The following is a 22,716-nucleotide window of genomic DNA, read 5'->3' as shown; positions in this document are numbered from 1 at the left end:
GGAAGGGTGTGTTCGATCGCGGACTCACTTCGACCCGGCCGCCTGCGCGGCCTGCGGCACCGGCGCGGGCGCGCCCATGGCGATGGTCTTGGGCTGGACCGGCATGCCCGGGAAGAACACCTTCTGCACGCCGTGGACGATGACCTTGTCGTCCGGCGCCAGACCCGACTGGACCACGCGCAGGCCCTCGATCATGCGGCCGAGCACCACGTCCTTGCGCAGCGCGGCGTTCTTCGGGCCGAGCACGTAGACGTACTTGCGGTCCTGATCGGTCAGCACCGCCTTGTCGTCGACCAGCATGGCCTTGAAGTCGCCACTGCCTTCCATCTGCACGCGCGCGAACAGGCCCGGCGACAGCACGCGGTCTTCGTTCGGCAACACCGCGCGGGCGCGGATGGTGCCGGTGTTGGCGTCGAGCTGGTTGTCGGTGAAGTCCACGGTACCGGCGTGCGGGTAGCCGCTCTCGCCGGCCAGGCCGACGCGCACCGGGTTCTTGTCGCCGGCGCGCTCGCCCTTGCGGGCCAGATCGTTGTAGCGCAGGTAGGTCTGCTCGTCGGCCTCGAAGTACACGTACATCGGGTTCTGCGAGACCACCGTGGTCAGCACGGTCTGATCGGCCGAGGCGAGGTTGCCGACGGTGATCAGGGCGCGGCCGGCGCGGCCGCTGATCGGCGAGCGCACTTCGGTGAAGGTCAGGTCCAGCTGGGCCGAGGCGACCGCGGCTTCGGCCGCGCGCACCGCGGCGTCGCCCTGGGTGCTGGCGGCGCGGCGGGTCTCGAACTCTTCGCGCGAGATCGCCTTGGCCTCGACCAGGGTCTGGGCGCGCTTGTCCTGGGTCTGGGCCAGACGCGCTTCGGCGCGCGCGCGTTCCAGTTCGGCCTGGGCGCGGGCGAGTTCGGCGCGGTAGCGGCGCTGGTCGATCACGAACAGCAGGTCGCCCTTCTTGACGTCCTGGCCTTCCTTATAGGCGACGCGATCCACGTAGCCGCTGACGCGGGCGCGCAGCTCGACCGATTCGGGCGCGCTGACCCGGCCGGTGAACTCGTCCCACTGCCGGACCTGCTTGCTCAGGACCTGGGCGACGCTGACTTCCGGCGGCGGCGGCGCGCCGCCTTCGTGCGGAGCGGCCTGACTGCCGCAACCGACGGCCGCCAGGGCGATGACGAGACTCGCGGTCAACGCGAGCACGGAGAGTCCGACGCCGGGCTTGCCGGAGCGGACGGAAAAGTGACGGGTGCTCATCGTGGGGTGGGTTCCTGTTTGGGATTCGGTGCGGTCAGCGACTTCAGCAGGGCGCGCGCGTCGTGCAGACATCGTTGTTGGGTGTCGTCCGGCGAACAATCCGGTTCTTGCGCAGTTGCCTGAAGCGGGACCGTCTTGGGTACGGTGTGGCGGCTGGTAGTGGGCGGGGCGGCGGAGCGCGGAGCGGGGTCGGCGGAGCGGGCTGGCGAGGCGTCGTCGACGCGGCTGGCGGGCGGAGGGGGGACGCTCGCCCGCGGCGGCAGCAAGGTCGGCGCCGGCATGCGCAACGCATACGGCACGATCGGACGCGGCGGTTCCTCGCTCACGTCGTGATCGATCAATGCCATCGCGCGCTGGCCGACCGACAGCGCGCTGGGCCATTCGGGGCAGGAATGGCGTTGGTTGAACTCGGTGCACACCGGCGTGTCCACGGCCAGCAGCTGCACCCGCACCGCCAGTTGGCGGGCTTCGTCGTGCAGCACGCGCGCGAGCATGCGCAGCGCGGCGGCGCCGATCGAGCGGTGGCCGTAACCGGCCCACGGGTGTTCGCTGCCGGGACCGCCGATCAGCACATACGTGCCGCCGCGGTCGCGTTCGGCCAGCAGGGGCAGCAAGTGGCGCGCCGCGGCGAGGTGGGGGAGTAGGTCCTCGTCGAGCTTGCGCCGCAGGAACTCGGCCGGGTTGTCGAGCAGGCGGCCGCGCTCGGCGCCGCCGCACACCGCCGCGACCACGCCGGCGAGCGGGCGGCCGAGCTTGCGCAGGGCGCGCGCGAGCTTGGCGCCGGCCGCGTCGTTGGCGACGGAACCGGTGACGACGGTCAGGTCGGCGTCGGGGTAGCCGGCCTTGAGCGCCTTGAGTTCGCTGGACCGGCGCGCGACCGCGATGACCGGGCGGCCGCTGTCGATCGCGGCCTGCACGACCCCGCGGCCAACGCCGCCGGTGGCACCGAGTACAACCAAAGGGGCTTTCATTGTCCCGCCCCTGGGACTTTCTCTCCCACAACCGGGACGATCCCGTGACGCTTGTCATCCCGGGTGTAGTGCGCGAGCACAGCGCCGACGGCCGGCATCAACAGCATGGCCGCGGGCAGGGCGATGGTGAAGGCGAGCACCCAGGCCAGCATCCACGCCTCTTCGGCGCCCTGGGCTAGGCCTTGGCGGAACACGACCACGGCCAACCCGATCAGGGCGGACATGGCCACCGACATCACCGGCAGGAAGGCGTATCGGGCTTGGCGTGGAGTCAACATGGCGGGGGGACCTCGTGACGATGTGCGGCAAAGAGTAGAGACGCGAACGGGTCTTGATTAGCCCGGGATTCAGGGAATAATTGTCCCGGCAACGGTCCAATCTCGGTCCGGCCCCCTTGAAGGCCGGGTGGCCCGCCCCCAACCCAAACTTCGCGGAAGGGGCCCGCCACGCGATGCTTCGCACGACGGCGCCACTTTCGGCGTTCGCCGTCGACGGCGGCAGTGGAGGCGATCAATCCACGCCGGTGACAGCCGTCATCACGTACACCGCGCCGGCAGGAGCCGGCGGGCGCCAACCCAATGGACTGCGCCGGTCCCATTCCGGCGGGCCGCGTCCGGTACCGCGTCGCCGACGCGCCCGCCACGACCGCGCATCGCTGCCGACCCCGCGTCATCGCTGCACGTACACATCGACACAACTTCCGTCTCGCGTTCGAACACAATCGCTGACCGATCCCGGGCATGCGGCGCTGTGTTCCGGCCATCGAACCAGGAGTCCATACCCCCATGGCTCACGATCTCAACGACACGCTGATCTTCGTCAAAGTGGTCGAAAGCGGCAGCTTCATCGCCGCCGCGCAGGCGCTGCGCCTGCCCAAGACCACGGTCAGCCGCAAGGTGCAGGAACTGGAAACGCGCCTGGGCGCGCAGCTCCTGCACCGCACTACCCGCAAGCTCGGCCTCACCGAGGCCGGCAACGTCTACTTCGAACACTGCCAGCGCATCGCCCGCGAATTGAACGAGGCCGAAAGCGCGGTCGGCCAGTTGCAAGGCGGCCCGCGCGGCTGGCTGCGCATCACCGCGCCGTACTCGGTCGGCATCACCTGGATCGCGCCGCTGCTGGGCGAATTCCACGCCCGCCACCCGGAAGTGCGGGTGGAGATGAACCTCAGCAACGAAACCGTCGACATGATCGACCAGGGCATCGACGTCGCCCTGCGCGTCGGCGCGCTGCCCGATTCCAACCTGATCGCGCGCAAGCTCGCGGTGTTCCGCACCCAGATCTACGCCAGCCCGAACTACCTGGCGCGCCACGGCGAACCGTTGCACCCCGACGACCTGCGCCACCACCGCACCCTGGCCATGCCCAAGTCGCGGCGCAGCAACAACGAATACGTGTGGCCGCTCAGCGACGGCGAACGCACCGTCGATTACGTGATCGACCCGGTCATGGTCGCCAACGACCCGGGCCCGCTGCGCGGCGCGCTGCTGTGCGGCGAAGCGCTGATGCTGGCCGCCGACGTCACCGTCAAGGCCTTCGCCGAACAAGGCTACGTGCAGCGCGTGCTGGCCGGCTGGACCGGCCCGGAGTACGAGTTCAACGCCGTGTTCCCGCGCGGCCAGGTGCAATCGCCGAAAGTGCGCGCCTTCGTCGACTTCCTGGTCGAACGCCTGAACTTCGACGCCGACTACATGCAGGTGCTGTGCCCCGACGCCAAGCGCTTCCGCAAGGCTTCCGAGGAAGCCGAAGCCGCGCTCGCCCACGGCTTCGCCAAGGAAGCCGGCGAAACCCGCACCATCGCGGTGCCGGTGGTGGAAGCGATCGAAGCCATCGCCGAAGCGGTGGACGGCGGCAAGCGCCCCGGCAAATCGCGCGGCGCGGCCAAACCCGACGCGCCGGCCAAGCGCGACGACACGCCGAGCGACGAGGACGCCGCGCTGGCGTAACCCGCAGGCGCTGCGCGCCGAACCAGTTCGTTGTGTGGATCCCCCGTCGTCTCGCGGTCGAGGCGGCGGGGTTTTTTTTGGGTGGCTGTGTGAGTTGCGCGCACCGCATGCTTTTTGCGCTTGAACGATACCGGCAAATCACGCGCATCGCGACGCACAAAAAATCAGCCTTGCATCACGATTTCAGCTCCTGCGATCATCGCGCCGGGGCAGGCCACGGACGCCCTGAACGATCGACTCCAGCCGCAACGGCCGGATCACACGGATGAATTCATGAATTTTATGAACGCACGATTTCTTCGCAGCGACGCGCTGCGATTCGGTTTCTCCTGGACGCTGTTTTTCGCTTTGGCGTTCGCGCTCAGCCCAGCGCGCGCCCAAAACACCGACTGGCCGAACGAGTACGCCAAGCGCGTGCGCGCCACCGAGAACGTCTCGCCCCTGTCGGACGACGCTTTCGGCGACAAGGTGAATCTGTTCAACGGGACCGTGCGCTTCAGCCACGACGTGATCTCGCTGCCGGGCAACAGCGCGCTGCTGGTCGCGCTAGGCGTCTTCCTCGATCCGCACGACATCACGGGCGGACCGCTGAACGGCAACTGGGATCTGGACATCCCCTATGTCGGCGCGGTGCATCACAGCAAAAGCGCCGAGGCCAACGGCTGGGTGCCGGTGCCGTCGCCGGTCAACAACGGCTACGTCGACTTCGACTACTCGATGTTCTGGAGCGGCAACCGCCTGACCCTCAACGGCGGCGGCGGCGGCGATTTGCTCAAGATCACCGACGATCCCAAACGGGTGAAGCCGAACAATTCGGTGACCTACACCTTCGCCACCAAGGACGGCTGGTACTTCTCCGAACTGCCCAGCGTGCAGAACGGCCCCGGCAAAGGCCTCGTCGGCTATGCGCCCGACGGCAGCAAATACACCTTCGACTGGCTCGTTTATCGGCGCTATTCGTCGATCACCCATCCCTGGGGATACAACGTCTCCAATGCCTTGCTCCACCGCTACAAACTCAAGCTCTACGTCACCAAGATCGAGGACCGCTTCGGCAACTGGGTGAAGTACGAGTGGGAGTACGACCATCCCAAGCGGATCTACGCCAACGACGGGCGCGAGATCACGATGACCTACACGGATCCGGCGCCGTACCTGTTCGCCGGGAACGTGCAGACCAACCTCCTCTCGGCCACGGCCAACGGCCGGACCTGGTACTTCGCTTATCCGTCGGGCGACGGCGGCAACATTCAAAACCCGGACGGCACTGCCTGGAAGTACGAAGGCCCTGGACAACTCGGCACCTTCCGGCTCGACGTCGCCGAGTATCTCCTCAATCCCGACACCAATCAGACCTATATCAAACAAAACGTGCCCTGTTCGCCGGGCGCTATTTTGAAAGACACCCTCAGCAAGGCGCGCATCACCCATCCCTCCGGCGCCGTCGCCGAGTACGTCTTCAAGTCGATGCGGCATGGTCGGACCAACGTGCCCTTCTCTTGCGAGACCGGCATCAACGACAACAGTCCCCGCAACCGCTACTCCACCTTCCACGACACGTGGTCGATCGTCGAGAAGCACGTCAGCGCCGCGGGCGTCGCCGAGAAGGTCTACCGCTACGGCTACGACGGCCTGGGCGAGGGCTATCAAACGCAGGACGAGTCGCGATGGGATATCGGTGCGGGCTGGAACGCCAAGTACGCGCCGCCCGCCCCGAACTACAAGACCGTAACCGTCACCGAGCCCGACGGCACCCAAAACGTCCACACCTTCGGGCGCGACCGCGACATCAACGAGGGGCAACTGCTCAAGGTCGAAACCAAAAAGGACGGCACGACCTACCGCACCGCGCTCAACACCTATGTCGGCGACGCCGAAGCCGGCGGCATGCCCTTTCCCGATTGGATGGGCACGAACGGCGATGAATACGCGGACAAGCTGCCGAATTCCAACCGGCCGCTCAAGAACGTGTCCACGCAACAGGACGGCGCCGCGTTCAACCGCGCCATCAATGCCTTCGATGCACTGGCGCGGCCGACCAACACGACGGCATGGTCCTCCGGCACCGCCAACGACGGCAGCCGCACCACCGCCACCGAGTACCACGACGATCTCGCCCTGTGGGTGTTGGGGCAGCCCGCCAAGGAAACCAACTCCGACACCGGCTGGGTAACGTCCCAAACCGCTTACGACGCGCAGGCGCGGCCTTCGCAACGCTACGCATTCGGCCGCTTGATCGAAAGCTACGGTTACAACGCCGACGGCACTCTCGCGACGGTCACCGACGGCGCCGGCAACGTCACCACTCTGGGCTCTTGGAAGCGCGGCGTGCCGCAATCGATCCAGTACGCGGACGCCAGCAGCGATGCGGCCGTAGTCGACGACAACGGCTGGCTGAGTTCGGTGACCGACGAAAACGGCTACACCACGAGCTACGCCTACGATCCTGCGGGCCGGTTGAATACGGTTACGCCGCCGACCGGCGACACCAACACATGGAGTTCGACCGAGATCAGCCTGACCCGCCGGGACACGACGGAGTACGGCCTCGCACCGGGCCACTGGAAGCACACCACGATCGTCGGTGGACGCTACTGCAAGAACGTGTTCCTGGATGGCTTCTGGCGGCCGGTCCTCACCCACGAATGGGACTGCGCCGACATCCCGGGTACGTTGCGCGCGAGCGTGCAACGCTACGACGAAAAAGGGCGCACGGTTTTCGCTAGCTATCCGCTGGGCTATGCCGAAGCCTTCCCCGATGTCTTCTCCACGACGTTGAAGGGCGCCTACACCGACTACGACACCCTCGGCCGCGTTTCGCTGGTTCAGCAGGACAGCGAATTGGGTCGGTTGAGCACGCGCACCGAGTATCTGGCGGGGTTCCTCACCCGCACCACCAACCCGCGCCAGTCCCAAACCACCACGGCCTACCAGACCTTCGACCAACCCAGCACCGACGCGCCGGTGTCGATCGTTCATCCTGAAGGGGCGCGCACCAACATTTGGCGCGACGTTCTCGGCGCCGCGACCGCGATTCGTCGCAGCAGCGAGGATGGAGCGACGCAGGTCACCCGAAGCTACGTCTTCGATGGCCAGCATCGCCTGTGCAAGACCGTCGAACCCGAAACCGGCGCCACCGTGGTCGGTTACGACGCGGCCAACAATCCCGCCTGGAGCGCGTCCGGCCTGTCCTTGGGGGCGACCGACAACTGCAATCGCGACGAGGCCTTGGCCTCCGGCCGCGCGGTCGGCCGCACCTACGACGCGCGCAATCGCGTCAAGACCTTGAGCTTCCCGGACGGCCGCGGCAACCAGACCTGGACGTACTACCCCGATGGCCTGCCTAAGGAAATCGCGACTCAGAACAAGGCCGGCGGCGACACGGTCACCAACCGCTACTCGTACAACAAACTGCGTTTGCCGACCGCCGAGCAAATGATTTTCGACAGCTTCGAGTGGGGTTTCGGACTGGGCTATACCAACGAGGGGAAACTCGCCTCGCACACCTATCCCAACGGGCAACAGATCGCCTACGACACCAACGGCCTCGGCCAACCCACGCGCTCGGGCAGCTACGCCAGCGAGGTGAGCTATTTCGCCAACGGCGGCATGGCGCGCTTCGTCTATGGCAACGGCATCGTCCATACCCTGCAGCAGAACGCGCGCGGCCTCGCCGAGCGCAGCCGCGACGCCGGCACGGCCACCGTGCTGGACGACAGCTACGACTACGACGCCAACGGCAACGTCGCCGCCATCAGCGACGGCCGCGCGGGCGCGCCGGGCAACCGCAGCATGACCTACGACGGATTGGACCGGCTGACGGCCGCCGCGTCGTCGATGTTCGGCAATGCGTCCTACAGCTACGACGCGCTCGACAATCTGCGCACGGTCGACGTTGCCGGCACGGCGATCGTTCCGGGTCGTCAGCACGTCTACCACTACAACGGATTGAACCAGCTCGAACTGGTCAAGACTCCGGCCGGCGCCGGCGTAATCGGCCTGGGTTACGACGAGCAGGGCAACCTGCGCAACAAGAACGGCCAGTCGTTCGATTTCGACTTCGGCAACCGCCTGCGCGAAGCCAAGGATGCCGAATCCTATCGCTACGACGCCCACGGCCGTCGCGTGCTGTCCACCAGTCCCTCGCTCGGCCGCATCGTCTCGATGTACAGCCAGGACGGCGTGCTGCGCTATCAGCGCGACTTCCGCAAGGAGAAGGACACCGCCTACTTCCACTTGAACGGGAGCTTGGTGGCGAAGGCGACCGCGCCGACGGCCCCCGATGTGCCGGTGTTGTCCGCGCCCAGTTATGTCTCGCAAACCAGTTACACCGTCACCTGGAGCAACGTTACCGCTTCCGGCAGTTACGAGTTGCAGGAACGCACCAACGGCGGCGCCTGGCAGGCGCTATACAGCGGCACCGAACGCAGCCGCGCGATTTCCGGGCATGTCAGCGGCGGCTACGGTTATCGGGTGCGCGCCTGCAACGGCAGTGGCGGTTGCGGCCTGTGGAGCGTGGAGGCGACCGTGCAAGTGCAACGCCCCCCGACCGAAGCGCCCGTATTGGCCGCACCGTCCACGGCATTGAACGGGCTGTACAACGTCAGCTGGGCCGCGGTCGGCGGCGCTACCGACTATGCGCTGGAAGAGAGCTTCAACAGTGGCGCTTGGAGCACGGCCTACAGCGGCGCAGCGCTCGCGCAGGCGTTCTCGGCCAAGCCTTACGGGGAGTTCGCTTATCGCGCGAAGGCCTGCAACCCGGCGGGCTGCGGTCCGACCTCAGCCGTCAGCAACGTCTCGGTTCTGTACCCGCCGGGTTCGGCCCCGACCTTGAGCGCGCCGGCGCAGAGCGATCGCGGCAGTTTCGTCGTCGCGTGGAACGCTGTCGGCGGGGCGAATCGCTATCAACTGGAGCAAAGCGCGCTGGGCGGCGGTTGGACGCTGATCCAAGAGTCGGCGGACACGAGTCGCACCATCGTCGGGGGCGATACCGGAACCTATCGTTATCGCGCGCGCGCCTGCAACGCCGCCGGCTGCGGCGCTACTTCGGCCGAGGTCAGCGTCGCGGTGACGGGACCGCCGACCACCGCACCCTCGATCAATCTGGAGGCCACCAGCAACGCCGGCACCTATGCATTGAGTTGGAACATGGTCGCCGGCGCCACGTCCTATCAATTGGAGGAAAGCCGCGAAGGCGGCGCCTGGACGATGGTGTACCAAGACTGGGCGCCGAACGCGACCATCAGCGGCCGCGGCGACGGCCGCTACGCCTACCGCGCGCGTGGATGCCACTACCCCGGCTGCGGACCGTATTCGGAGGCGCGCTTCATCACCGTGGACCTGCCGCCCGCGGCACCCGCCATCACGCTGGCGGACTGGTTGCGCAATACGTTGCGTGGGCGCGTGGTCAACGACACCTGCACGGTGCGCTGGAACGCCTCCGCGAAAACACAGAACTATGAGTTGCAGTCGGCGGATACCGGCGCGCTGCTGTATCGCGGCGCGGCGACGCAGGTGGCTTCGGCCTCTAGCGGACAGTACTGCGCGTTGAACTATGCGGTGCGCGCTTGCGGGACGGGTGGGTGCTCGGCGTGGTCGACGCCGGCATATCCCGCGACCCGACGCACTGAGCCGATGGATTGAGGCGAATACAATGAAAAGGAACATTCCGAAGTGGGCGTGGACCGTAGCACTTGTAACTTCTTCGCTCTCAGCTCGAGCTCAAGTCGTGGTGGAGTACATCCACACTGATGGGCTGGGTTCGCCGGTCGCCGTGACCGATAGCAGCCAGAACGTGGTCGAACGTAGCGAATACGAACCATACGGGCGCCTAACCAATCGCCTTCCCTCGGACGGCCCTGGATACACCGGGCACGTAAGCGACTCGGCAACCGGCTTGTCCTATATGCAACAACGCTACTTTGATTCAGAAATCGGACGATTCCTTAGCGTCGACCCGGTAATGACCGATACAAAAACCGGCGGTGGATTCGGCCGCTACACCTATGCATTGAACAACCCATATAAATTCACTGATCCGGATGGGCGCTGTGAGCCGCGCACAGGCACTCGCATCTGCTTCAATACAAAGACCTTTTCGGCGAGTGACATAACGGTTATTCAGTCGTACAACGCTCGGTCGCAAACACCAGTTCCGCTAGCAACTGGATCAAATAAAGCCGACGAGCTTTATCCCGAACGGGAAAAAGCCGCTGACGCACTCAACCGCGCAGGAAAAGAACTAGGCGAACGGGGCTTGAACGAGCACGTCCAAATATTCAACAAAATGAGTGTTTATATGTCCGTGGAGCAAACCGGAGCTGAGAAGGCCTTCGTTACAAAGCCGCCCACTTACGACATGATCATTAACGCCACGCCGTTCTCAAATTTATGGGCGGGCTTCCATTTGGGCATGATGCTCCATGAGATCCATCACTTCACTGCCGGCAACGTCCTAATCTACAATGAACAACGCGACGCAAGGATGCATATGGGCCCTGGATCAGCGTATGAAATTGACGCGGACAACTTCCAGAGGTCGCTTGGATTTCCTGCCGGGGGACATCGGAATATCGATCAAAAGGACAAACAGCAATGAAAATGGTGCCCGTTGTTTTTCTTATTCTTCTTGCAGTTTCCGTCGAAAGCCACGCGGAGAATGGCATTACTCGCCCACTCAGTTCGGTCTACGAAGATGCAGATACCGTAGTATCCGGCCTTGTTGTCAGCGCAAGCCTCGGCTCATGCGCTGGTGAAAACCCTAACGCCATATATCTAATGAGAGTTCGGCAGGCGCTAAAAGGCGATATCCGCCCTGGAAGAAAAGTAAAGCTCTGCGGGCCCGCCCCGATCTTGATTTCGGAGAACTACATCATCGCCGGGAAAATAAATAAATCGAAGGAAATAGTTTTCTCGGCGGATGCTGTAGTGCTAGCCCAGCCGCGCAACACCTATTTCAGACTTATTTCCTATGACACCCCTTATGTCACATCCGAATTGGGCAAGACTTACGGCATAGGCATCGAGGAGCCGGATTTCTTTGAGCGCTTCGGAAAGAAGCTTGGGATCGTACAAACCGCGGCGGAGAAGCTGCCTAAGCTCACGCCGTAGAGGTGGCGCGGACAGTCGCATCAGTCTTCGATGCTGACGCTCCGACGAGAGAGATCGCCATGCTCGCGCATTGGAATTCCATTCCCTACTGCAGTCTTTTAGGGACGCCGATTGGAGCCTGATTTCAGCGATGGCATGGCCCCTAAGCAGCATGCGGGCTCGTCCTAAGTTCCACGAAAAATGCCGCCGGCTCCAGCGCATAGTCGGCCGAAGTCGAGACCTCAGGTGACCTCCCGCGCGCACGGAGCACCATCAATGCCTGCATGGAAGGAAGTTGCGATGACGGTCAGCGCAAGTGCTACATCGATCCGATCGGCAGCCCTGGCCATTTTTTTAACGACCGCCTGCTCTTGCACGCAACTGCCTCGGACTCACTCTAATAATTCGACTCAAGGAGAATTGCCATCGTCATCTTGTGGGCTGTCCACGACTTCGGTCGAATTCAAGTCTGGGCATCCGCGGACGAACGAGTCACTGGCGTCGGCATTGGCTAGCCGCAGCTTCGATTTGAAAGCGTTGGTAAGGGACAAGCAGATCATAGAAAACAATCCGCACCTAAAGTTCGATGTGATCGGCTACACGGATTACAACGAATGCAACGCAGTCGCGTGCAAAGACCTGTCAGCCGCGAGAGCGGAATTGGTTTACCGGTGGCTGATTTCGAGAGGCATATCTCCGAAATCGCTCAATCCTCCCAATGGAAGAGGCAGTGTCATGCCACTAGATATAGGCGAGACCGCTGAAGGAAGAGCCAGAAATCGGCGAGTGGAAATTTTGCAGTCTGTCGATTGAGCGAACATACGAACTTCGCTATACAAGCCGATCCGCATAGGTGCTAAATCACGTCGTTCTTCGGATTCCGTTGGGTATAGAGAGGGGCCTGAGCAAGTACGATCTTCTTTCTAACGACGCATGGCCGCGAGCGCTCCAATAAGACAATCCGGCACCTCGACGCTTAGCGGCGATCCACCCTCGAACAAACGACCCAAACAATCTACGCAGCGGTTCTTCTATGCCTGAGGCGCGACGCATGAACATCGATCAAGGAAGAGCTTGCTCATGACATCTTGCCGGCACATCACTTTGATTGCGATCGCATGTTTTGCATTCGCCATTTTCGCGCACGCGACCGAGCGAGTTCCCTCATCCTCAATAAGCGACAACGTCCATCGGATCTATTTTTCCGACCCCGCCGACTTCATCGGCATCACATTCAAGGCGGGCCGACCTCGCGCCGGCGAGACGCCCTCCCTTGCGGCGCTTCAATCGCCCGCCGACGAAGCAGCGCTGAAAAGCGACTTGGAACTGCTCAAAGCGGCGCCCACCGACATCGCTCTGGGAACCGCCGGCTTCGCCGATTCGGCCGAGTGCTCCGGGGTCGCTTGCCGTGAGTTGTCCCTGCGCCGGGCCAAGTTTCTGGCCGATTGGCTCGTCGATCACGGCGTGCACAGAACGAGGCTGTCCCGGCCACAAGGCTTCGGCACAGAACAACCCATCGGCGACAACGTGACTGAAGCGGGGCGCGCGCTCAATCGGCGCGCATATATCAGCTATGAGTGAGGCAGACCCGTACTTGAGGGCTTCATGATATCGACGAATGCGATAGCGCATATCGAGTGCGGCGCCACTGCCGATCGAATCGTGCGGGCGGCGGCATCAGCCGTTCTACTCGCCTTTCTGACCTCTTGCGCGGCCTCGCACGTACGCTACGCGGACGTGCTTTACCCGGAGGGACCGGAATTCTTCTCGCCACAGTTCCGCAGCGGCCACCCGGTGGCGGGCGAGCGCCTATATCAATCGATGATGGGACCCGGGCTCATGCGCGCGCACATGCGCGACAATCTCAGGCTGATCGAGCGCCTGGGTTCCATGCCCGTGAAAGTGGTCGGGTCGACGGACGATATCGAATGCGCGGGCGCCGAATGCATCGCGCTGTCGCAGCGGCGCGCGCAGGTACTGATCGATTGGTTGGTCGCGAACGGAATTTCGAGATCGAGGCTGAGAGCGGTAGGTAATGGTCCTTATATGGGCTCTGTAATCTACGCCGAAGGCGATCGAAATATCTCGCGTCGCGTCGAGGTCTGGATCGACGAAGAACCTGTGTCGAAGGAATTACCCGCGGACCGTACTCAGGTCTTCATCAACGCCGACGACTTCCACGGTATCCATTTCGAATCGGGCGAACCTCGAATCGATGAACCACTGCTGCCGGCATCGGCGCCTCTGCCGAAGCTGTCGGAGGCCGCGCTACGGCACGATTTGGCCATGATTCCGACGGTGCCGGCTGACGAGCGGCTGCGCGTCGTCGGCTACACCGACACCGAGGAGTGCGGTGGCGAAGCCTGCGTACGCCTGTCGCTGCGCCGAGCCGAACTGATGCATCGATGGCTCATCGATCACGGCATACCACCGGCGCGGCTGAATCCCCCCAAGGGCTTCGGCGCGGCCCGCCCCATCGGCGACAACGCTAGCGCGGAAGGACGGGCGAAGAATCGCCGTGCGCACATCGCTTACGAATCCGAAACCACGGACTGAGCGTCTCACCCCAACCGCCAAGCCAACCCCGACACCCGCGCCGCATGCCGCGACAGCGCCAGCCGCAGCACGGTCTCGCTCGCGGCCAGATGCAGTTCGCCGCGGGCGCGGGTGAGGCCGGTGTAGACCAGCTCGCGCGACAAATGCCGCGCGTCCTGGCGCGGCAGTTGCAGCCACACGCGGTCGAATTCGGAGCCTTGCGATTTATGCACGGTCATCGCGAAGGCGCCGCTGTGGGCGGGCAGGGCGGAGGGGTGGAAGGCGCGCGGGCCTTGGGGGCCGCCGGGAAACCAGGCGAGGGTGCCGGCGGCGGGGTCTTCGCGGCCGTCGGCGGCGCGCGCGCGCAGGCAGACGCCGATGTCGCCGTTGAACAGGCCGTGGCGGTAGCTGTTTTCGGTGATCAGCAGCAGGCGGCCGTGGAAGTAGGCGGGCCGGTGGGCGCCGGCCAGCGCTTCTTCGATGCGCGCGTTGAGCGGCGCGGCGCCTTGGCCGCCGTCGCGCAGCGCGGTCAGCAGGCGCAGGCGCGCGGCCAGGGCCAGCGCTTGTTCGGGATCGTCGGCCTCGCCGATGGCGCGCCACGCGGGCAGCAGGCGCTCGCGGCCGCCGCTGGCGAGCGGGTCGTGCACGTCTTCGTGGAAATGCACGCCGCGCAGTTCGCCGCCGCGCAGCAGGGCCAGCGCGACGTCGGCGTCGCCGGCGCGCACGGCGTCGGCCAGCGGCGCGAGTTGCAGGCTTTCGGCTTGGCGGTAGCCGCGGCGCAGGTGCGCGCGGCTGGCGCTGAGCCGGGTCGGCGCGGGCGACACCGGCACGGCGTCGCCGAGCAACGGGCGCAGCGCTAGCGCTTGCGCGGCGGGCAAGCCGTCGTCGTCGCCCGCGGCATCGACGATGGCGGCGAGCACGTCGCCGGCTTCCACCGACGGCAATTGATCGCGGTCGCCGAGCAGGATCAGCCGCGCGCCGTCGGGCACGGCTTCGACCAGCTTGCACATCAGCGGCAGATCGACCATCGAGGCTTCGTCGACGACGACCACGTCGAAGGCCAGCGGGTTGCGCGCGTCGTGGCGGAAGCGCGGGCGGTCGGGCACGACGCCGAGCAAGCGGTGCAGCGTGCCGGCTTGCTGCGGCAACGCGGCGAGCAGATCGGCATCGACGCCCGGCAATTCGCGCAAGCGCTCGGCGGCGTTGCGCAGGCTTTCGGCCATGCGTTCGGCGGCGCGGCCGGTCGGCGCGGCGAGCGCGATGCGCGGCGGCGTCACGCCGTCCAGGCGCGCTTGCGCGATCAGCAGCACCAGCAGGCGCGCGATGGTCGTGGTCTTGCCGGTGCCGGGGCCGCCGGTGGCGAGCAGCAGCGATCGCAGCAGCGCGAGCGCGGCCGCGCGCGCCTGGCGGTCGTCGTCGTGCGCGTGTGGAAACAGTTGCGCGAACAGCGGCGCCAGCGCGTCCAGATCGGCCGGCGGCGGCGCGAACTCGGCGATCCGGCGCAGTCCGGCGGCGAGGCGCCGTTCGTATTCGCGATAACGGCGCAGATACAGCAGGCCGCGTTCGAGCACCAAGGGCGCGGCAGCTTCGGAGGCCTCGTCGGCGGCGGGCGTCGCGACCCAGCGCGATTGCGCCAGCGTCTCCAGCCACGCGTCGGGCTCGGGCCATTCGATCGCCGCTTCGCTGAGCAACTGCGGGCGGCGCGGATCGAACGCGGCATGGCCGCGCGCGATCGCCTGCGAGGCCAAGGCCGCGGCGGCCAGCACCTCGTCGGGCGTGTCGCGGTCGAGCCGGCGCAGCGCCTGCGCCAGGGCGTGATCGACCGTGCGCAGCGCGCCGTCGCGGAACAGGGCGTCGAGCAGACTCATCGCGGGCCTCCCGCGAACGCCGCGTCCATCGCTTCGATCAAGGCGAACGGCGGCTTGGCCGCGTGCAGGCCCGCGTTCGGATCGCTCGCGTCGAGGCCGCGGCAGAACAGATAACGCACGCCGCCGAAATCGCGTTCGTAGTCGTAGGCCTCGCCCAGACGGAAACGCAGCCAGCGGTGCAGGGCCACGGTGTAGATCAGCGATTGCAAGTCGTACTCGCTTTCGGCCATCGCCCGTTCGACCTGCGCGGCGTCGAAGCCGGGCAGGCGGTTGGTCTTGTAGTCGAGCACGTAATAACGGCCCTCGTGCGCGTAGACCAAGTCGATCTTGCCGGTCATCAAGCCTTCCAGGCGCCGGCGCGAGCCGAACGCGCGGCGTTCGCGCACTTGCCCGTGCGCGTGCAGCGCCGCCAGCAGCGCGTCGACCGGCGCGGCGTCGAGCGCGAAGTGGAATTCCATTTCGCTGCGGCGCGCGGGTTCGGGCACCTCGCACAGACGCGCGCCTTCCGGCAGCGGCGCGACCAAGGTGCGGCCGACCAGCGACGTCAGCAGTTCGACGCCGTCGGCGATTTCGGCCTCGGCGTAGCCTTCCTTCGCCATCGCCGAGGCCAATATTTCGGCTTGTTGCGGCGGCGCCGGATCGCCTTCGCGCCACTCGCGCCAAGCGCCGAAATCCACCCGTTCCAGCGCGTTGTGGACGACGTTGCCGAAGCGGCTGCCGCCGAAGCGCGCGTCGCCGGGCAGCGGCGCGGCGGGCGCGGTCTCCGGTTCGTCCTGGGCGCCGCGTTCGTCTTGCGCGGCCGGGTCGAAGCCGGCGTCTTCGTTGGTGAGTTGGGTGAAGCTGTAGACCCACCAGTCGCGCGCGGCCTTGCTGCGCGCTTCGCGCGCCGGCGGCACCGCGCCGTCGGCGGCCGGCGGCAACGGCGCGGGCGGGGGTTCGATCGCGCCGGCGTCGATGGCGACGCCGGGTTCGCGCGCCAGCGCTTCGATGTCGGCGAGCATCGGTTGCAGCGGCGACAGCGGCGCGTGATAGAGCGGGCCGGTGGCGATCCACAGCGCGTGACGCGCGCGGGTCAGGCCGACGTAGAGCAGGCGCGCATCCTCGGCGCGGGTTTCCAGCGCGGCGCGTTCGCGCGCGGCGTCCCAGTCCGGCGCGTTCGGGTCGAACAGCTCGCTCTGCAACTGCATCACCCGGCCGTGTTCGGGATCGGGATATTCGCACCAGCGGCCCGCGCGCGGTTCGCGGCCGAGCGCGACGAACGGCAGGAACACCAGACCGAATTCGAGGCCTTTGCTCTTGTGCAGGGTCAGGATCTGCACCCGGTGCGCGTCCGATTCCAAGCGCAGTTGCTGCTTCTCGTCGCCGTCGTCGGCCTCGGCGATGCGCAGGCGCAACCAGTCGCGCAGGCCGTGCAGGCCGAGCGCGCGGCTGTCGGCTTCCTGCAGGGTTTCGGCCAGTTGCAGCAGGTTGGTCAGGCGGCGCTCGCCGTCGTTGAGCGCGAGCAGGCGCGGCGCCTGCTGCGCGCACAGGTCGGCCAGCAACGCCAGCGGGCCGTGGCGCTGCCAGCGCTCGCGCCATTGCAGCGCCTGCGCTTGCCAGCGCGCTTGTTCGGTTTCGTCGGCGGCCAAGCGCGCGACCTGCGCGCCGTCCAGGCCGATCAACACCGTCGCCAACGCCGCGCGCAGGCGGCCGCTGTCGCCGGGATGCAGCAACGCGTCGAACAGGGTCAACGTTTCCATCGCCTGTTCGGTGGCGAACAAGCTGCGGCGGCCGGCGGCGACCGCCGGAATGCCGGCGGCGGTCAGCGCGTGCTGGATCTGCGCGGCTTCGTCGTGGCTGCGCACCAGCACCGCGATGTCGGCCGGGCGCACCGGGCGGCCTTGGATCGTCGCGCGGCCGGCGCGGGCCTCGCCGAGCCAGCCGTGGATCGCGGCGATGCAGGCGCGCGCGGCCAGTTCGCGCGATTCGGGCGAACTCCATTCGGGTTTCTTGCGTCCGTCGTCGGGCGGCGGCAGCGCGCGCAAGGTCAGCGCGGGCGCGATGGCGCCGTCGCGCTGCAAGTCGGCGTCGGCGACCGCGCCGCCGGCTTCGACTTCGCGGAAACGGATGCGCGGATCGACGAACGCCGCCGCGCCGGCCTGCGCGTACAGCGCGGCGATCGCACGCAGCAGCGAGGGGCGCGAGCGGAAGTTGTGGTCCAGCGGCGGCGCCGGCTCGGCTTGCGCGGCGGCCGACAAATAGGTGTGCACGTCGCCGCCGCGGAAGCCATAAATGGCTTGCTTGGGGTCGCCGATCAGGAATAGCCCGGCGCCGTCGGGCGCGGCTTCGCCGAATACGCGGCGGAAGATCGCCCACTGGCGCGGGTCGGTGTCCTGGAATTCGTCGACCAAAGCCACCGCGTATTGCTCGCGCAGGCGCTGGGCTAGGGCATCGCCGTGCGGGCCTTCCAGCGCGGTGGCGACGTCGGCGATCAGATCGTCGAAGCTCTGCACCCGGCGCACGCGCTTGAGTTCGGCCAGCCGCTGCGCCGCCGCCGCGCGGATGCGGTGCGCGAGCGCAAGCCGCTGTCCCGCCAACCATTGCTCGCGGCGCTGGGCCGCGTCGAGATAACGCGCCACCGCGTCGAACAACGGCGACGCCGGCACCAGCGCTTCCTTGCCCTTGTTCGCCTTCGACGCCAACGCGCCGGGCGCGAGCTTCTGCGCGCGCTCGTCCAGCGGCTGGCCGTAATCGCCGTTCGCGCACCAGGCGCTCAATTGCGCGCGCAGCTCGGCGGGCAGATGGGCGCGGTAGCTGTTGCCGTTGAGTACTTTGCCGGCGATGGCGGCGTCGAGCGCGGCGAAGGCGTCGTCGGCATGGGTTACGAACGCCTCGGCCAGCGCGGCGCCGGCTTGCTCCAACTCGATCAGCGGATCGTCCGCCGCGCGCGGCGCGGCCGGCAACAGCAGCGGCGTGCGCAACAACGCGCCGAGGTCGGCGGCCAGCGACGGCGGGCCGGCCGGCCATTGCAGCGCCAGCAGTTCGGCCTCGCCCGCGTCGTTGCCGAACGCGCGCCACAGGTCGACCGCGATCTCGTCGTGCAGCTCGCGTTCGCTGCCGATCAGTTCCGGCGCGGCGAACGCTTGCCCGGTTTCCAGCGCGTGCTCGGCCAGCACGCGCGCGCAGAAGCCGTGAATGGTGACCACCGCGGCCAGATCGATCTCGCGCGCGGCGCGTTGCAGGCGCGCGCGCAGCGGCGCGTCGCCTTCGATGCCGGCTTGCGCGCGCACCAGCGCGCGGGTCAGCGCGCGCTCGGCATCGTCGTCGGCTTCGTCCAGCGAGGGATCGTCCGCGGCGATGCGCGCGGCCAGCAGCAAGCGCCGGCGCAGGCGTTCGCGCAATTCCTGGGTGGCGGCGTCGGTGAAGGTCACTGCGAGAATGCGGCTCACGCTCAGGCCGCGCTCGATCACCAGGCGCGCGACCAGCGTCGCCAAGGTGTAGGTCTTGCCGGTGCCGGCGCTGGCCTCGATCAGGCGCAGGCCGTCGAGCGGCAAGTCGAGAAATGGGTCTCTCACGGCCGGGTCTTGTTCGGCGCTCATGCGGCGTCCTCATCGCGGCCGAGCACTACGGCGTCGAACACCAGCTTGGCGATGCCGCGGAACTGCTCGCCGAGATCGGCGTCGGCGAACGGATCGCGCCCGCGCAGCGCCAGCCGCACGCCGGGTTGGCCGCCTTCGCCCCAGTGGCGCGGGCCGCCATGCCATTGCGCTTCGGCCTTGCCCCAGCCGTCTTTGTCCTGCATCGCCGCTTCGTACCAAAGCCAGCCGGCGCGCGGCAGGAACGGCAACGGCATGCGCAGGCCGTAGTCGCGCAGGCGCAGCAGCGCGGCCAACGCGGCACGCGCTTGCCGCGGCGGCAGCGCGGCGCGCAGGTGCGGGCCGGGGCCGTCGCTGGCCTGGGCGAACTGCGCGAGCGGGCGCGCGTCGCCGAGCGCCGACAGCACCAGCCAATCCAGGCCGTGGGCGATCTGCGAGGGGCCGTGCAAGGTATCGAAGCGCAGCCGCGCCAAGCCGCTGGGATACAACTCGTCGAGCCGTCCGAGCAGGCGCGTGCCGTCCACGTCGAGCTCGAACGGCAGCGTCTGCGCCGCGCCGCCGCGCCAGCGCGCGAACGCGTCGGCGTAGGGCCGCACTTGCCCGAGCAGGGCGTCGAGCTGGCGCCGCCCCAGCGGCCCCGACGGCAGCAACGCGCGCGCGCGCAGCGAGGCTTGCAGGCGGTCGCGGTCGAGCGCGCCGTCGCCGGCGAGCAAATCGTCGAACACCGCGCGCTGCAATTGCTGGCGCAGCAGGCCGCGGCCCGGCAACACCAAGGGCTCGACGTCGTCGGCGGTTTCGATTTCGTCCGGCAGCCGCAAGCCCAAACGCTGGCGCAGGAACGCCGTGGGCGGATCGCGCAGGAAGCTGCGCAGGTCCTGGTAATTCAAGCGGCGCTCGCCGCCGTCGTGCTCCAACGGCGGCAGCGCGTCGTCGAGCCACGGCCCCAACTCGTTGCGGCGGCCCGCGCCGGCTTCGGCCGCCGGCCGCCATTCGCTGCGGTAACTGAAGCGGCGCGGCTCGGCGGCGGCGCCGCTGTCGCCGCCGAACGCGGCCGGCGCGAACGGCTGCAGCGGCTGGCGCACGGTGAACTGCGCGCGCGCCTGGGCCGGGTCGGCGTGGTAGCGGGCGATGGCGTCGAGCAGTTCCGACACCAGCGGCGAGGGTTCGCGCTGGCTGCCGTCGCGCGGGTCGGCGCCGAGGTAGCTCAGATAGAACGCGTCGGAGGACGCGCCGAACAACTGCAGGAACAAGAAGCGGTCGTCGTCGCGCAGCGAGCGGTCGCCGTGGCGGCGCGCGCCGGTGCCGAGTTCGGCGGCGAGGCGGTTGAGGCCGCCGGCCGGGTCGCGGCGCGGGTAGTCGCCGTCGTTCATGCCGAGCAGGCAGATCGCGCGGAACGGAATCAAACGCATCGGCACCATGCGGCCGAAGCTGACGCCGCCGGTGAGCAGCGGCGCGCGCGCGTCGGCCTCGGCCAGCGCGGCGCGGAAATGCGCGCGCACCACTTCCGGCGCGACCGCGCCGTCGAAACCGGCCGCGGCGGCGTCGCCGGCGAAGGTTTCCACCAGCGTGCGCAAGCGTTCGAGCGTGCGCTGGTCGCCGCTGTCGCGCGGGCGTTCGGGCAGCAACGCGCGCAGCAGGCCGAGCAGGCGCTGCGACCATTGCGCCGGGGTCAGTTCGGCGGCGAGGCCGCGTTCGAACCGCGCCAGCACGCGCAGCAAGCGGATCAAGGCGTCGAGCGCGTCGAGCGCGGCGCCTTCGAGTTCGGCGTAGGGCGCGACGCCGGCGACGAGCGCGCCGTCGTCGTCGCCGTCGCCGTCGCCCGCGGCGTGGCCGATCAGCAAGCGGTCGAGCGCGAACGCCCAGGTGTAGGCGTCGTCGCCGGGCGCGTCGTGGCGGCCGCGGTGGGCGGCGTCGATGCCCCAGCGCGCGCCGGCTTCGCCCAGCCACACGCGCAGGCGCTCCAGGCCGTCGCCGTCGAGGCCGGCTTGTTCGGCGATGGCGGGCGTCGCCAACAGGTCGAGGATTTCGCTCAGGCCGAAGCGCGACACCGGCAGCGCGAGCAGGCGCAGGAACACTTCGGCCAGCGGTTCGGCGGCGAGCGGGCTGACGTCGGCCAGCGCATACGGGATGAAGCCCGGCCGCCCGGCCAAGCCGCCGAACACCGCAGCGATGTGCGGCGCGTAGGGATCGATGTCGGGCGCGAGCACGGCGATGTCGCGCGGCTGCAGCGGCGGGTCGAAGCGGCGGCCTTGTTCGGAAGTCGGGTCGAGCAGCCCGTGCAACTGATCGTGCAGCACCTGCACTTCGCGCAAGCGCGTGTGGCAGGCGTGGACTTGCACGCTGGCGTCGAAGCGGTCGAGCTGCGCGCGCCACGGCTGCGCCGGCAGCGCGCGCCGGTGCAGCAGGTCGCGCTGCAGGCGCTGCAGCAGGCTGTCGCGCGCGGGATCGTCGTAGCGGCTTTCTTCCGGGTCGGCGTAGGCGGCGATTTCGCCGGAGGGATGCACGACCTCGTAACCGCCCAGCACCGCCATGAAATCGCGCCCGGCCGCGCCCCAGGCCTGCAGCAGCGGGTTGTCGTCTTCGCCGAACGCGGCCTGTTCGCCCTGGCGCAGGCGCTCGGCGAGCGTGCCCAGATCGCCCCAGTACTTGCGCGTGGGCGTCGGCAGATAGAAATGCAGGGTGCCGGCGCGGGCCTGGGTGGCGATCACCCGCAGCACGTCGGGCGAGATGTTGAGCGTGGCGAAGGCGAACAAGCGCGGCGGCAGGCCGAGCGGCGCTTCGTCGCGTTCGCCGTCGCCGCCGAAGCGGCCCAGGTAGTCGTCGATGCGGCGCGCGCGGTAGCGGCGGCCGCCGGCGATCTTGCGCCACAGCGCGGCCTGCGGGTCGTGGCGCTCGTGGCCGGCGTCCCAGGCCAGCAGCCAGTCGCGGCGCCAGGCTTGGTATTTCTCGAACAGGCCGGCCAGCTCGCCCGACAGCGACCACGCCTTGAGCGGGTCGTCGCCGTCCAGATAGCCGCGCAGCGACGCCAACGCCGGCTCGCGCAATTGCGCCGGCTGGGCCAGTTGCGCGTACAGCCGCCAGCGCAGCGCGGCGGCGTCGAGGTCGTCCTCGCCGCCGGCCACGTTGGCGGCGAGCGCGCGCTGGACGAATTCGCCCGGGGTCAGGAATTCCAGATTGGCGGCGATGCCGTGCGCCTGCGCCAGGGTCGCCTGCAGCCAGCGGCGCATCGCCACCTGCGGGATCAGGATGGTGTCCGGCGCCAGCAACGGCTGCCCGGGCGCCGGCGTGCGCAGTTCCTGCGCGAGCAGTCCGGCCAGCACGTCCAGCGCATTGGAATGGTAGAGACGGAAATCGGGACGCGCGGGCATAGGGCGCCATGTTGCCGCAAGCCGGCGCGACGCGCGCGCAGCGCATCGGGCGGTTGCGCGGCGCGTGACCGGCGCACGCGCGCGATGCGGCGCCGGTGCGCGGTGGTTACGCGTCGTTACCC

The 22,716-nt window shown here is 67.7% G+C and carries 11 protein-coding genes and 1 pseudogene; 6 read left to right on the top strand and 6 right to left on the bottom strand.

Annotated elements, in window-relative coordinates; genetic code table 11:
* Positions 1-24: 24 nt before the first annotated feature.
* The 3 genes from J5226_RS05040 to J5226_RS05030 are packed head-to-tail and all read right to left on the bottom strand — an operon-like array spanning position 25 to position 2,491.
* Positions 25-1,242 carry an efflux RND transporter periplasmic adaptor subunit gene (locus tag J5226_RS05040; protein WP_215838769.1) on the bottom strand — a complete coding sequence of 406 codons (1,218 nt, stop codon included), beginning with the start codon at positions 1,240-1,242 and terminating at the stop codon, positions 25-27.
* The gene (locus J5226_RS05035; RefSeq protein WP_215838768.1) at positions 1,239-2,213 is read right to left on the bottom strand and encodes an SDR family oxidoreductase; all 975 of its coding nucleotides are present in this window, start codon (positions 2,211-2,213) and stop codon (positions 1,239-1,241) included. Before J5226_RS05035 ends, J5226_RS05040 begins: the two co-directional genes overlap by 4 nt.
* Positions 2,210-2,491: a DUF2798 domain-containing protein gene (locus J5226_RS05030; RefSeq protein ID WP_215838767.1), complete on the bottom strand. Its 282-nt coding sequence runs from the start codon at positions 2,489-2,491 to the stop codon at positions 2,210-2,212. Before J5226_RS05030 ends, J5226_RS05035 begins: the two co-directional genes overlap by 4 nt.
* A 507-nt stretch (positions 2,492-2,998) precedes the next feature.
* On the opposite strand from J5226_RS05030, the pseudogene J5226_RS05025 reads away from it, so the two are divergent.
* From J5226_RS05025 to J5226_RS04995, 6 genes and pseudogenes are all read left to right on the top strand, one after another.
* Positions 2,999-3,907 (top strand): annotated as a pseudogene (locus J5226_RS05025) (LysR substrate-binding domain-containing protein); the annotation flags it as partial.
* 372 nt (positions 3,908-4,279) lie between these two features.
* Entirely contained in the window at positions 4,280-9,802 is a 5,523-nt protein-coding gene (locus J5226_RS05020; protein ID WP_215838765.1) for a hypothetical protein, read from the top strand.
* Positions 9,803-9,812: 10 nt separating this feature from the next.
* Complete coding sequence (locus J5226_RS05015; protein ID WP_255322996.1) at positions 9,813-10,757, top strand: RHS repeat-associated core domain-containing protein; 945 nt, start codon at positions 9,813-9,815, stop codon at positions 10,755-10,757.
* The gene (locus J5226_RS05010; RefSeq protein WP_215838763.1) at positions 10,754-11,269 is read left to right on the top strand and encodes a hypothetical protein; all 516 of its coding nucleotides are present in this window, start codon (positions 10,754-10,756) and stop codon (positions 11,267-11,269) included. The genes J5226_RS05015 and J5226_RS05010 overlap by 4 nt, the downstream gene beginning before the upstream one ends.
* Positions 11,270-12,328: 1,059 nt before the next feature.
* Positions 12,329-12,829 carry an OmpA family protein gene (locus J5226_RS05000; protein ID WP_255323083.1) on the top strand — a complete coding sequence of 167 codons (501 nt, stop codon included), beginning with the start codon at positions 12,329-12,331 and terminating at the stop codon, positions 12,827-12,829.
* A gap of 24 nt (positions 12,830-12,853) precedes the next feature.
* Positions 12,854-13,804: an OmpA family protein gene (locus tag J5226_RS04995; RefSeq protein WP_215838760.1), complete on the top strand. Its 951-nt coding sequence runs from the start codon at positions 12,854-12,856 to the stop codon at positions 13,802-13,804.
* A gap of 5 nt (positions 13,805-13,809) precedes the next feature.
* Here J5226_RS04995 and recD read toward each other — a convergent pair whose 3' ends face one another.
* The 3 genes from recD to recC are packed head-to-tail and all read right to left on the bottom strand — an operon-like array spanning position 13,810 to position 22,594.
* Positions 13,810-15,651 (bottom strand): exodeoxyribonuclease V subunit alpha, encoded by a 1,842-nt coding sequence (gene recD / locus J5226_RS04990; protein ID WP_215838759.1) that lies wholly within the window; start codon positions 15,649-15,651, stop codon positions 13,810-13,812.
* Complete coding sequence (gene recB / locus J5226_RS04985; RefSeq protein ID WP_215838758.1) at positions 15,648-19,229, bottom strand: exodeoxyribonuclease V subunit beta; 3,582 nt, start codon at positions 19,227-19,229, stop codon at positions 15,648-15,650. The genes recD and recB overlap by 4 nt, the downstream gene beginning before the upstream one ends.
* Positions 19,226-22,594, bottom strand: coding sequence for an exodeoxyribonuclease V subunit gamma (gene recC / locus J5226_RS04980; protein WP_215838757.1), 3,369 nt, complete (start codon positions 22,592-22,594; stop codon positions 19,226-19,228). Before recC ends, recB begins: the two co-directional genes overlap by 4 nt.
* Positions 22,595-22,716 lie beyond the last annotated feature (122 nt).

The organism is Lysobacter sp. K5869, from assembly GCF_018847975.1.
Classification (GTDB): domain Bacteria; phylum Pseudomonadota; class Gammaproteobacteria; order Xanthomonadales; family Xanthomonadaceae; genus Lysobacter.
Note: the sequence above shows the minus strand (reverse complement) of the source record. Positions and strands in the feature narration are given on the sequence as shown.

Coding starts and splice junctions, on each gene's coding strand:
- J5226_RS05040 (WP_215838769.1), bottom strand. CDS start 1,242: ATGAGCACCCGTCACTTTTCCGTCCGCTCCGGCAAGCCCGGCGTCGGA.
- J5226_RS05035 (WP_215838768.1), bottom strand. CDS start 2,213: ATGAAAGCCCCTTTGGTTGTACTCGGTGCCACCGGCGGCGTTGGCCGC.
- J5226_RS05030 (WP_215838767.1), bottom strand. CDS start 2,491: ATGTTGACTCCACGCCAAGCCCGATACGCCTTCCTGCCGGTGATGTCG.
- J5226_RS05015 (WP_255322996.1), top strand. CDS start 9,813: ATGAAAAGGAACATTCCGAAGTGGGCGTGGACCGTAGCACTTGTAACT.
- J5226_RS05010 (WP_215838763.1), top strand. CDS start 10,754: ATGAAAATGGTGCCCGTTGTTTTTCTTATTCTTCTTGCAGTTTCCGTC.
- J5226_RS05000 (WP_255323083.1), top strand. CDS start 12,329: ATGACATCTTGCCGGCACATCACTTTGATTGCGATCGCATGTTTTGCA.
- J5226_RS04995 (WP_215838760.1), top strand. CDS start 12,854: ATGATATCGACGAATGCGATAGCGCATATCGAGTGCGGCGCCACTGCC.
- recD (WP_215838759.1), bottom strand. CDS start 15,651: ATGAGTCTGCTCGACGCCCTGTTCCGCGACGGCGCGCTGCGCACGGTC.
- recB (WP_215838758.1), bottom strand. CDS start 19,229: ATGAGCGCCGAACAAGACCCGGCCGTGAGAGACCCATTTCTCGACTTG.
- recC (WP_215838757.1), bottom strand. CDS start 22,594: ATGCCCGCGCGTCCCGATTTCCGTCTCTACCATTCCAATGCGCTGGAC.